Origin of the sequence: Clostridium formicaceticum (genome assembly GCF_001854185.1) — a bacterium.
GTDB lineage: Bacteria > Bacillota > Clostridia > Peptostreptococcales > Natronincolaceae > Andreesenella > Andreesenella formicacetica.
This window is the reverse complement of the sequence record NZ_CP017603.1, coordinates 3,593,376-3,605,707: the sequence shown is the minus strand read 5'-3', so window position 1 is coordinate 3,605,707 and position 12,332 is coordinate 3,593,376. Positions and strand designations below refer to the sequence as shown.

12 protein-coding genes are annotated in these 12,332 nt (G+C 35.3%); 10 read left to right on the top strand and 2 right to left on the bottom strand.

Annotated features, from left to right (window positions below; all coding sequences use genetic code 11):
- Genes pknB through BJL90_RS16800 form a run of 4 tightly spaced genes read left to right on the top strand, consistent with a single transcriptional unit; the run spans position 1 to position 4,173 of the window.
- Complete coding sequence (pknB, locus tag BJL90_RS16815; RefSeq protein ID WP_070970689.1) at positions 1–1,974, top strand: Stk1 family PASTA domain-containing Ser/Thr kinase; 1,974 nt, start codon at positions 1–3, stop codon at positions 1,972–1,974.
- Between the two features lie 18 nt (positions 1,975–1,992).
- Positions 1,993–2,871 (top strand): ribosome small subunit-dependent GTPase A, encoded by an 879-nt coding sequence (gene rsgA / locus BJL90_RS16810; protein WP_070970686.1) that lies wholly within the window; start codon positions 1,993–1,995, stop codon positions 2,869–2,871.
- Positions 2,872–2,874: 3 nt separating this feature from the next.
- Complete coding sequence (gene rpe / locus BJL90_RS16805; protein ID WP_070970683.1) at positions 2,875–3,528, top strand: ribulose-phosphate 3-epimerase; 654 nt, start codon at positions 2,875–2,877, stop codon at positions 3,526–3,528.
- A gap of 12 nt (positions 3,529–3,540) precedes the next feature.
- Positions 3,541–4,173 (top strand): thiamine diphosphokinase, encoded by a 633-nt coding sequence (locus BJL90_RS16800; protein WP_070970680.1) that lies wholly within the window; start codon positions 3,541–3,543, stop codon positions 4,171–4,173.
- A gap of 296 nt (positions 4,174–4,469) precedes the next feature.
- On the opposite strand, the gene rpmB is transcribed toward BJL90_RS16800, so the two are convergent.
- Positions 4,470–4,661, bottom strand: coding sequence for a 50S ribosomal protein L28 (gene rpmB / locus BJL90_RS16795; RefSeq protein ID WP_070970677.1), 192 nt, complete (start codon positions 4,659–4,661; stop codon positions 4,470–4,472).
- A gap of 357 nt (positions 4,662–5,018) precedes the next feature.
- On the opposite strand from rpmB, the gene BJL90_RS16790 reads away from it, so the two are divergent.
- The 6 genes from BJL90_RS16790 (at position 5,019) to BJL90_RS16765 (ending at position 10,849) form a co-directional block, all read left to right on the top strand.
- Positions 5,019–5,375, top strand: a complete 357-nt coding sequence (locus BJL90_RS16790) for an Asp23/Gls24 family envelope stress response protein (RefSeq protein WP_070970674.1) — start codon at positions 5,019–5,021, stop codon at positions 5,373–5,375.
- A 57-nt stretch (positions 5,376–5,432) separates the two neighbouring features.
- Positions 5,433–7,013 (top strand): DAK2 domain-containing protein, encoded by a 1,581-nt coding sequence (locus BJL90_RS16785; protein WP_070973353.1) that lies wholly within the window; start codon positions 5,433–5,435, stop codon positions 7,011–7,013.
- Between the two features lie 49 nt (positions 7,014–7,062).
- Positions 7,063–9,114: an ATP-dependent DNA helicase RecG gene (gene recG, locus BJL90_RS16780; protein WP_156778836.1), complete on the top strand. Its 2,052-nt coding sequence runs from the start codon at positions 7,063–7,065 to the stop codon at positions 9,112–9,114.
- 219 nt (positions 9,115–9,333) lie between these two features.
- Positions 9,334–9,897, top strand: coding sequence for a 16S rRNA (guanine(966)-N(2))-methyltransferase RsmD (gene rsmD / locus BJL90_RS16775; protein ID WP_070970668.1), 564 nt, complete (start codon positions 9,334–9,336; stop codon positions 9,895–9,897).
- A complete protein-coding gene (coaD, locus tag BJL90_RS16770) occupies positions 9,894–10,367 on the top strand; it encodes a pantetheine-phosphate adenylyltransferase (protein WP_070970665.1) in 474 nt (157 codons plus the stop codon). Before rsmD ends, coaD begins: the two co-directional genes overlap by 4 nt.
- Before the next feature lie 29 nt (positions 10,368–10,396).
- Positions 10,397–10,849 carry an ATPase gene (locus BJL90_RS16765; RefSeq protein WP_070970662.1) on the top strand — a complete coding sequence of 151 codons (453 nt, stop codon included), beginning with the start codon at positions 10,397–10,399 and terminating at the stop codon, positions 10,847–10,849.
- 25 nt (positions 10,850–10,874) lie between these two features.
- On the opposite strand, the gene ylbJ is transcribed toward BJL90_RS16765, so the two are convergent.
- A complete protein-coding gene (gene ylbJ, locus BJL90_RS16760; protein WP_156778835.1) occupies positions 10,875–12,191 on the bottom strand; it encodes a sporulation integral membrane protein YlbJ in 1,317 nt (438 codons plus the stop codon).
- Between the last annotated feature and the right edge of the window lie 141 nt (positions 12,192–12,332).

Below are 12,332 nucleotides of genomic sequence, written 5' to 3'. Positions count from 1 at the left end.
ATGATTGGCAAAATATTAGGTGGTCGCTATGAAATTGTTGAAAAAGTCGGCGGAGGCGGCATGGCTTTAGTTTACAAAGCCAAATGTAATTTATTAAATAGATATGTAGCAGTGAAAATATTAAGATCAGAGTTTACCAGTGATAAAGACATCATAGAAAAATTTAAAAGAGAGTCTCAAGCTGCTGCAAGTCTGTCGCATCCCAATATTGTAAACCTATATGATGTTGGGGAAGAAGATGATATTTACTATATTGTCATGGAATATGTTAAAGGAAGAACGCTGAAGGAAGTAATAAAAGAAAAAGGTATCCTCACCTTAAATGAGATTATTAATTACACAAAGCAGATTGCACTAGCATTACAACATGCCCATTATAATCATGTGATTCATAGGGATATTAAACCCCATAATATTTTAATTACAGAGGATAATAGAGCTAAAGTAACGGATTTTGGTATTGCAATTGCTGCTAGTTCTTCTACCATAACCAATATGGGCAGTGTTATAGGCTCTGTTCATTATTTTTCTCCAGAGCAGGCTAGAGGCGGTTATATAGACGAAAAATCAGACTTATATTCATTGGGAATTGTTATGTATGAAATGGCTACAGGAACAGTGCCTTTTGAAGGAGACAGTCCTATAACGGTGGCTTTAAAGCACATTCAACAGGACCCAGTTCCTCCTTCAGAAGTTTATCCAGCAATATCTAAAAATTTAGAAGAAATTATATTAAAGTTGATGCAGAAGGATCAGGCTTCTAGGTATCAAAATGCTCAGAGTTTAATCGTGAGCCTGGGTAAGTTAAAGGAAGATGCTGTTGATAATGAGATGACAATGATGTTAAATCATGAAGATTCACCAACACAAATTATACCCCGCATTAAGGAGGAAGACTTTGAAGTGCCCAAAGTATCTGCACCCAAACCTGCACCCAAAAGTAAAAAAAGCAATAATAAGCTGGTCATTGCCGCTGCAATTGTAGCTGCTCTAATTGCAGCCCTGTTGTTTACCTTTGGACTTTTTTATGTAAGCAACCTTAACTTTTTTAGAACAGAAGAAGTAGTAGTTCCTGGCTTGGAAGGTAAGAATATTGAGGAAGCCAGAGAAATCGTGAAGGAACTTGGGTTACAATTGGAAGAAAGATCTACCCATACTACAGAGACCCCAATAAATGAAATTATCAGTCAAGAAACCAATGCCGGTATGAAGGTAAAGCCTGGTTATACAATTCGGGTAGTGGTAAGTGCAGGGCCCGATATGGCGAATGTGCCAGATCTGATCCATGAAGATGCAGTAAATGTCCCCTTGTTGCTGGCAAATAGAGGTTTGAAGGCGGGGACACCAAGAGAAGAATTCAGTGAATTTCCTATTGGTACTGTAATAGACCAAAACCCTAGAGGAGGATCTTCTCTACCGGCAGGATCGACGGTTGATTATGTTGTTAGCAAGGGACCGCAAGTGGTGACTTTCTCAATGCCTACTCTAATAGGTGAAACTAGAGAACGTGCTGAGGCTATACTAAGACAACAGCAACTGGAAATAGGAAATGTCTCAGAAGGAGATAGTAATGAGTACGCAAAAGGTCTTGTGATCTTTCAAAGTATTCCACCGGAAACACAAGTATCTCAAAATACTGTTGTGAACTTAATCATCAGTAGGGGACCGGAAGTGATACAGGAACCGGAGGATATAACACCACCTGAAGATGAACCTGAGGAAGGGCAGGAGGAAGAGCAAAGTGCATCGACAAATTTATCTACTCAAAATGTAACGATACAGTTGCAAGGACATAAAGGCATTGTAGAACTTGTCATCAAGAGAGTATCAGATGGAGGGGAAATATACAACAGGAGCCATAATGTAGATAATGAAGGCAATAGAATAACAATACCTGTCACAGGCTATCCAAAAGAAGAGTTTGAACTTTTTGTAAATGGTCAAAAACATAGCAAAAATATAAAATTAAAATAGTGTTTTAGGAGGAAACCAATGAAAAAGGGCCGGTTGATCAAAGGGATAGGTGGATTTTATTATGTAGATGTGGAGGGAGAAATCTACGAGTGTAAAGCTAGAGGTATATTTAGGCAGAAGAAGATAACACCTTTGGTAGGGGATTATGTGGAGATTTCTATTACAGATGAGCAAAAAAAGGTTGGGGTTGTTGAAAAAATCATGGAAAGAAGCACAGAGTTGATTCGTCCTACTGTTTCAAATGTAAATCAAGCGGTTATCGTCTTTGCTGTTATTCAACCAGAGCCAAATATTATGTTATTAGATCGATTCTTAGTTCTAGCAGAAAGTCAGGAACTAGAAATTGTTATTTGCTTTAATAAAGTAGATTTGGCAACAACGGAGGCATATATGCCAATTGCTGATAGATATCGGGCTGTAGGTTATAAAGTGCTATTAACCAGTGCCAAAAATGAAGTCAGCATCACTGATTTAAGAAAAGTATTGCTTGATAAAACCAGTGTATTTGCAGGGCCATCAGGGGTAGGAAAGTCTACCTTATTAAATAAAATCCACCCCAATCTGCAGTTGAAAACTGGTGAAATTAGTGCCAAAACAGCTAGAGGGAAACACACAACAAGACATGCAGAACTGATTCCTATCGAAAAACATAGTTGGGTAGTAGATACCCCTGGATTTAGTGCTTTAAACATAGATTTTATAGAAGAAGAAGCATTAGCCTTGTATTTTCCGGAGTTTGATGAATACATGGAGGAATGTAAGTTTTCCTCTTGCCAGCATGTAGATGAACCAAGCTGCGGCATAAAAAATGCTTTGCAGCAAAACAAGATTGCAAAAGAGCGTTATCATAGTTATCTGCAGTTTTTACAAGAAATTAGAAGCAATAGGAGGTTCTAACAAATGATAAAATTAGCCCCATCGATACTATCGGCGGATTTTGGAAATTTAGCCTATGAGATAAAAAGAGTTGAGGAAGCTGGATGTGATCTATTGCATATCGATGTAATGGATGGGCACTTTGTGCCAAATATTACATTGGGCCCTCCGATTGTGCAAAGCTTAAAGGGAAGAAGCAAAATGCCCTTTGATGTGCATTTGATGATAGAAGATCCAGACAGGTATATTGAAGATTTTGTGAAGGCAGGTGCTGCTATTCTATCTGTTCATAGTGAGGCCTGCACGCACCTACATCGCACAATACAACATATAAAATCCTGTGGTGTAAAGGCTGCGGTAGCCCTCAATCCTGCCACACCATTAAGTAGTATTGAATATGTATTAGAGGATCTAGATATGGTCTTGATTATGACAGTGAATCCAGGCTTTGGTGGACAGAGGTTTATTCCTAGCATGCTGGATAAAATTAAGCAATTAAAAAGTATCATTGACGAAAGAAAACTCGATGTGGATATTCAAGTGGATGGAGGCATCAAGCCAGATAATGTACATCTGGTTACAGCAGCAGGTGCCAATGTTATCGTTGCAGGATCTGCTATATTCAATAGTGATAGCATAGAAGCAACGGTAAAGGAAATAAGAAAAAACGCTGGATAGTGAGGGAATTTTATGGAGATTGTCATTGTTGCTAATGGAGACATCAATTGCTTACGATACATCGAAGGTACCATCAGCAATAAATATATCATATGTGCTGATGGAGCAGCTAGATATTTAAGAAGGATAAAAGTTGTACCGAATTTGCTGGTGGGAGATTTTGATTCTATTCATCCTGAAGATTTAGGATGGATGCAGCAACAGGGGGTGGAATGCCGAAAATTTCCCTCTAGAAAAGACCAAACAGATACAGAACTGGCGGTGGCGTATGCCTTTGAATTAAAACCCAAAAGCATCACGATCATTGGGGCCTTGGGTTCAAGACAGGATCATAGCCTAGCTAACGTGATGCTATTATGGAAGATATTACAAGAAGGTATAGAAGGTAAAATTATCGATGAAAAAAATTATATTACCATCACCAATAGCAAATTGGATATAGAAGGTAAGGTAGGAGAAACGATTTCTATCATTCCTTTAACAAACTCTGTAAAAGGGGTTACTCTTAAAGGATTAGAGTATCCTCTAAAAGATAGGGATATAGCGTTAGGCAGTACTTTAGGCATAAGCAATGTTTTTGCAGAAAAGAAAGCTGTGATTTCTGTAAAAACGGGGGTGCTTTTGGTGATAAAGTCAAGAGAATGAGAAAAAATGCTACTCAATATATTTTATAATTGAGTAGCATTTTTGTTTTTGTTGAATATGATATTAATAATAATGAACTTAGGTAGGTGATTAGATGTTTCGAAGGAGACGAGGAATGTCTTTGTCCAAATTCATTGGTTTAATTATGTTTATCATAGGTCTTTGTATATTTCTTTATGTCATCCCTTTTACACTGTGGATTTTCATATTTGCCTTTGTATGTATGATTATTGGAATCTTGATTTATCATTTCTGAAGCAAAAAAAGCCTACCCATTTTAGGTTGGCTTTTTTTATTTATATAGCTCTTTCTACTTTACCAGAACGCAAGCATCTTGTACATACGTTAATTCTTTTAGGCGCACCATCAACGATAGCTTTTACTCTTCTTAAGTTAGGTAACCAAGTTCTTTTGCTATGACGGTTGGAGTGGCTGACCTGATTGCCATGTACTTTTCCTTTTTCGCATATTTCACATACTCTTGCCATTATGAACACCTCCTTCAAGCTCATGTTCAAGCTTTAAAAACATTATAATATTACCACAATACTACCTATTTTGCAACGAAAATATGAAAATAATTCAAGAAAAATCACAAACCTGTTTTTATGAACATAGAAAATCATAGATTTTGCTGGACTTGCACAATTTTTTAGCTATTTTCAAGAAAAATGAAGCGAAAGGTGTTTTGAGGAAGACTTTGTTCTATTGAACTATTTTACAGATTCATATACAATGGTTATAGAGATTTTAAAATATATTCGAGGCGTTACATACATTATTCTTCATGATAGGGAAAAAATATTTAAAATATTATAGATAAAAATACTAAAGGAGGGTAACAGATGCCAGGAAAATTAACCAATGATATTGGTACAATCGTTATTGATGATCATGTATTAGCTTCTATAGCCGGTGCTTCAGCTATGGAATGTTATGGTTTAGTAGGTATGGCTGCAAAATCTGCTGCAGGAGGGCTGGTAGAGCTTTTAAAAAGAGAACATTCTAGTAAAGGTGTAAAAGTATATACAGAAAACGATGAAATAACGATTGAATTGTTCGTTATTGTGGAATTTGGTACAAGAATCTCTGTTGTAGCCAATAATATTATCGAAAAAGTAAAATACAATATAGAACACCTCACAGGCATGAATGTGAAAAAAGTAAACATCAATGTACAAGGCGTCAGAGTTCAAAAGTAATTTAAGGAGGTACAAAACTTGAAAGTTGAATACATAGATCAGCAATTACTAAAGCAGATGTTTATCGCTGGAGCACAATCTTTAGAAATGAATAAAAAAGTAGTAAATGCACTAAACGTATTTCCGGTTCCGGATGGAGATACGGGAACAAATATGTCTTTAACGATGCAGTCGGCAGTAAAAGAAATAAAAAACAATAAAGGAGATACTTTAGAAGAAATAGCTTCCTTAGCAGCTAATGGTTCCTTAATGGGGGCTAGAGGAAACTCTGGCGTTATTTTGTCTCAATTACTAAGGGGATTTGCAAAAGGAGTAAAGGGAAAAGAAAAACTTACAACAAAAGATTTAGCTAATGCCCTCAAGATGGCTTCTGATACAGCCTATAAGGCTGTTATGAAGCCTGTAGAGGGAACCATTTTAACCGTAGCAAGAGAAAGTGCTGAACAAGCGATAGTCATTGCTAAAAAGGAAAAAGATATCATTGCCTTTGTGGAAAAAGTGATTATAGAAGCAGAAGAAACCTTGAAAAAAACCCCGGATATGTTAAAGGTATTGAAGGAAGCAGGGGTAGTAGATTCTGGAGGGAAAGGTCTAATTTACATTTATTTAGGTGCATTAGCTGTACTTACAGGGAATACGCCAACAACAGAAGATTTAGAAATTATACAGCGAACTGTTGAACATGAAGAGCTTGTAGAAGGTAATATAGAATTTGGTTATTGTACAGAGTTTATTATCAATGTTGCAGATGCTGATATAGAAGCGCTAAAAAACACGATAAAGAATTATGGAGATTCTATGTTGGTGGTGGGAAATGAAAATGTTGTGAAGGTTCATATCCATACAAATCATCCAGGAGAGGTACTAGAGCATGGGTTAAAGCTAGGCTGCTTAAAGGATATAAAGATAGATAATATGAGATTGCAACATAGGCATCAAAACTTTGAGGAGACGGAAGAGATAAGACCGAAATCACAAAAGAAACAATATGGCTTTATTACTGTAACGATGGGTAAAGGTCTAACAGATATATTTAAGGATTTTGATGTGGATTGTGTCATTGAAGGGGGTCAAACGATGAACCCTAGTACAGAGGATTTTGTAAAGGCGATTGATACCGTTGATGCGACAACCATTTTTATTTTGCCTAACAATAGTAACATTATTATGGCAGCAAATCAGGCGAAAAGCATTTCTCAAAAAGATATCAGAGTCATACCAACAAAATCTGTCCCTCAAGGGATTACATCTTTAATGGCATTTAATTTAGAAAACACACCACAAGGTAATGAAGAAGAGATGCTAGAAGCCATCCAAAATGTAAAAACTGCACAGGTTACCTATGCTGTCAGGGATACTAGTTATAATGATATTGCTATTCACGAAGGAGATATACTGGGGATAGGAGAAGGTGAAATTCGAGCTGTAGGTAGAGAAATATTTGATGTGTCTGTTGAACTATTAAATAAAGTTGTGACAGAAGAGGATGAAATGATTACAATTTTTTACGGTGAAGAAACGGAGGAAAAGGTTGCTCATCAATTAAAAGAAAGATTAGAAGGGCTTTTTTCTCACTGTGATGTAGAGCTATACTATGGAGGACAACCTTTGTATTATTATATATTTTCTATAGAGTGATGAAAAATAGCCTAATATAAGAATTGTCGTTTTAGGAGTGAATAAAATAATGGAAATGCTAAAAAAAGATATTCAATACATTAAAGGCGTTGGTCCTAAGAGGCTATCTTTGCTAAAAAGGCTAAAAATTTCTAACATAGAAGATATGCTTTATCATTTTCCACGGGACTATGAGAACCGTAGCATTTCTAAAAAAATTATTGAAGTACAACCAGGGGACCAAACGACAATATATGGTATTGTCGTGGGAACATGCCAGTCAATTTATGTGAGAAAAGGGTTAAATATTAATAGATATTTATTAAAAGATGCAACTGGTTCTATTACCATTACTTTTTTTAATCAGCCTTATATGAAAAATAAATTTAAGCCTAACGACCATTTAATGCTTTATGGGAAGGTAAAAAAAAGTTTTCAAGGCTTAGAAATGATCAACCCTATTTATGAAATAATGGAGGCTAATAAAGTAACGATGCAGGAGGGAATTGTTCCTGTTTATCCCACTACGGAGGGGCTAACACAAAGGCAAATTATTGATATTCAAAAAAATATCATAGAAGTCGTTGAAGAGATCGTAGATTATCTTCCGGAGGATATTGTTAAAAAAAATAAGCTTTGTAGCTTACAATTTGCTTTAAAATATATACACTTTCCTACTTCATTGCAACAGATAAAGGTAGCAAAATATAGGCTGGTCTTTGAAGAGTTGCTACTATTGCAATTGGCACTGATAAAAATAAAGAAAAAAACAATAAAGCAGCAAAAAAGTATTCCTCTTAGAAATAATGAGGGAATAGATGTTTTTCTGAAGAGACTTCCTTTTGCTTTGACAATGGCTCAAAAAGCTGTCCTAAAGGAAATTTTAGAAGATTTAGGGAAAGAGGTTCCTATGAACCGATTAGTGCAGGGAGATGTAGGATCTGGAAAAACCATTGTGGCTATTATTGCATTATATAAAGCTGTTATAAATGGCTGTCAAGGGGCTCTTATGGCGCCTACAGAAATACTAGCAGAGCAACACTATCATTCTTTGAAACAGCTATTAGAACCCTTAGGAATAAGGATTGGTCTATTAATCGGCAGTTTGACAAAGGCAAAAAAACAGCAATTATCACAGGAAATACAAGAAGGCAAAATTGATATTATTATAGGCACACATGCACTTATTCAACAAACTGTAAATTTTTATCGATTGGCCCTGGTTATCACTGATGAGCAACATCGTTTTGGGGTGAGACAAAGAGCAATCCTTGCAGAGAAGGGTGATAATCCACATATTTTGGTTATGACGGCCACACCTATTCCAAGGACATTAGCTTTGATACTCTATGGGGATTTGGATATATCCATCATTGATGAGCTTCCTCCAGGGAGAAAAGAAATAAAAACCCGTAGTTTAACCTCAGAAGAAAAAGAGCGGGTCTATCATATCGCTAAAAAAGAGTTGCGTTTAGGGAGACAAGCTTATGTGGTATGTCCCTTGGTGGAAGAATCTGAGGCGATAGAGGCTAAAGCTGCCACAGAAATAAAAGAAGAATTGGCTGCCACTTATTTTTCAGATTATGAGGTAGGACTATTGCATGGTAAAATGCATCCCAAAGAAAAAGAAACGGTGATGAAGTTATTTTTAGAAAATAAGATACATATATTGGTATCGACTACTGTTATAGAAGTAGGTGTAAATGTACCCAATGCGACTATGATGATTATAGAAAACGCCGAACGATTTGGTTTAGCCCAATTACATCAGTTAAGAGGCAGGGTTGGAAGAGGAGACTTTCAATCCTATTGTTTATTAATACATAATAATAAAAGTAAAATAGCTAAGGAACGAATGAAGATTATGGAAGAAACAACAGATGGGTTTATTATATCTGAAAAAGATCTGGAAATCAGGGGCCCTGGAGAATTTTTTGGTATAAGACAACATGGATTACCAGATTTGAGAATAGCTAACTTATTTAAGCATATGAAGGTTTTAAAAAAGGTGCAAAGCCAAGTAGAGGAGTTGCTAAAAGAAGATCCTTACTTAACCTTAGAAAAACATCCTTTATTAAAAGAAAAGTTAGAAGAAAAATTCAAGGGATTTGAAGGAACTTAATTGATAACAAGGGACAGCAGAGGTTGTTCCTTTTATTGTTAGTATAAAAGGCATAAAAAAGTTGTACAATGTGAGATATAGAGTGAATAAGTTATATATAGAATAAAGTTTAAGTACAAAGAAGAAGATTTATGGAATCTCCTATATATTAGAAAAATATTTTGTTAACCAATAGTTGGTATGTTAAAATATAGATAGAGCTGTTTAAGGAGGAAATTTATGAGAATTATTGCTGGAGAGGCTAGAGGGCTTAGGCTTTTTACACCAAAGGACTTACAGATAAGGCCTACGTCAGATCGTGTGAAGGAATCGATTTTTAATATAGTACAGAACTATTTATATGATGGTACTGTTATTGACTTGTTTTCTGGTACAGGAAATCTAGGTATAGAAGCTTTATCAAGAAAGGCTCAAAAAGTATACTTTGTAGATAAAAGTCAAGAAAGCATAGAGATTATTAAGAAAAATCTACATAAAACCAATTTTATTTCAAAGGCAGAAGTACTGCATGCAGATGTAGTTTCTGCTATTCATAAACTGGCCAATAAAAATGTACAAGCTGATATTATTTTTATGGATCCGCCCTATAAGCAAGGATTAGCAGTTGTTGCTTTAGAAGAAATCATTAGAAATAAGCTCCTGCACCCTTTAGGTATCGTTGTTGTGGAGCATGATAAAAACGAGGATATACCCGGGGAGATAGATTCTATTCTACAATTTCGCTGCAAAAATTACGGTAATACAAGTGCTACTTTTTACAAACAAAAGGAGGAAGTTCAATGAAAACAGGTATTTATCCTGGGAGTTTTGATCCGATTACCAATGGACATTTAGATATTATTGAAAGAGCATCTAAATTATGTGATAAAGTTATTGTGTCTGTACTACAAAACCCTAATAAAAATTCATTATTTTCTTTAGAGGAAAGAGTTACTTTAATAAAGGAAGCTGTAGCTGCTTATAAAAATGTTACAGTAGATTGTTTTTCTGGTTTATTAATAGATTATGTTAAAAAAAATGATGCTAAAGTCATCATCAAAGGCTTAAGAGCTGTATCAGATTTTGAGTATGAATTTCAAATGGCATTGATGAATAGAAAATTAGCACCGGATGTAGAAACAATTTTCTTGATGACCAGCAGTGAAAATTCTTATCTAAGTTCTAGCTTAGTGAAAGAAGTAGCTAAGTTTGGCGGCTGCATAGAGGGATTAGTTCCAGAATCAACTAAAAAAGCAATCTTTCAAAAAATTTAAAAACGTAAATTTTTTAATAAATAGGGGGAATGATTGTGGAAGTATTAAAGTTGTTAGAGGAGTTAGAAGAAATTGTAGAAAGTGGATCGTCAATACCCTTTGCCCATAAAGTTCTGGTAGATAGAGATGAAATGCTGGAGGTTATTAAGGAAATTAGAATACATTTACCAGATGAAGTAAAACAAGCACAATGGATTAAGGAAGAAAGACAAAGAATTTTAGTAGAAGCGCAGCAGGAGGCAGATACCATCATACAGGAAGCTAATGAACATGTAATAGCTATGGTAGAGCAAGATGAAATTACAAAGATAGCCCATAGACAGGCAGAAGAAATCATTACTGAAGCTCAAATAGGGGCAAAGGAAATGCGTTTAGGCGCTAGAGATTATGCAGATGAAATATTATCCAATATTGAAGAGATTTTAAATGGGTTAATGGAAACTGTAAAAAACAATAGAGATGAATTAAAAGGGATGAAGTAATTTTCTTCATCCCTTTTAATTCATCCTATTTATTTCGTTTTTTTCCTTTAAAATTATTTATAGTCATAATAAAAAAACCAGTAAGTAAAGAAATCAACAAAACGCCAACAAAGAGCATCAGAAAAATTTCTATTGAAAGGGTTAAGTTGTTAATAATTTTTTCATATAGGGATAATTCCTCGTGATGATAAAAAGTAGGGGTAGTAAAAGCATAAAGCACTGTAAATATAGGATAAACCAAATAAACAAGAAGATAAGAAAAAATGCCGTGCAATAGCTTTGAAAATATGTAAAGACAGAGATTAATATCAGTAGTGCTCAAAATACTAATAGATTGTGCATGAATTGAAAAGCCGCTCCAACCAATGATGAATCCAGCAGCAGCAATGCGATGAATAAGAGCAGCATGCAAAGTATCTGCTATCATTTTACAACCTATTGTTATTTCAAAAAGGCCTGTAATGAGCCCTTTGATAATAGAAAAATCTATAGGAAGCGCTTGAAACAAAAAATATAAACAATTGGCGACCACATCAATCAAGCCAACAATATCAAAGATATTGATGATGACAGAAAATAAAACAATAAATCCTCCTACCATCAACATCGTATTGATAGACTCTCTGACAGCATTGCCTAATAAAATTCCAAAGGGAGGATTTTTTTTACGGGCAATATTTAATTGTACAAAAGCCTTTTTAATTAAGTTTTTATGTTTTGACAATAAAAAAGCAGAAGTATCTTCACTAGAGGACCTTTTATAAAAGCTAAAAAAAAGACCAACAACAATAGCTGCTGTATAGTGGCAAATAGCTAAAAGTAAGCCTACTTCAGAGGATTGAAACATCCCGATAGAAACAGCACCAATAAGAAACAGTGGTCCTGAAGTACTGCAAAAGGATACGAGACGTTGGGCCTCTATCTTTGATAATAATCCCTCTGACCGCAATTTCGTAGTGATTTTCACCCCAACAGGGTAACCAGAGGTGACACTCATAGCAAAGGCAAAGGAGCCCTCCCCTGGAACGTTAAAAAGTGGACGCATAATAGGCTCTAATAATGTACCGATAAACTTAACAACACCTAATCCTACCAGTAATTCTGAGCCAATAAAAAAGGGAAGTAAAGCAGGTAATACAACAGCAAACCAGACCTTTAGTCCTTCATAAGCTGCTTTTACCGATTGATTTGGAAAAATAATAATACAAACCACCAGGACAACAACCATCAATATAATGAAGTAGTCCATCACAAGTTTTTGAAACCTTTTTCTGTAATCTTTAAAACGAATGAAAAATATAATTACTACCAACATCAGTAGCAGGATAAAGAAGCTAGACATAGTATTCCCCCTAGATAAGATGGATCCTTCAAAGAAGGATGTAAGGTTAAAGTTAATATGCTTATAGATGTGCGCCCTTAAATTTTAATATACTAAGGGCTACATTTGCAGCCCACGGTTTTGGGGCGAAACCGTAGACCG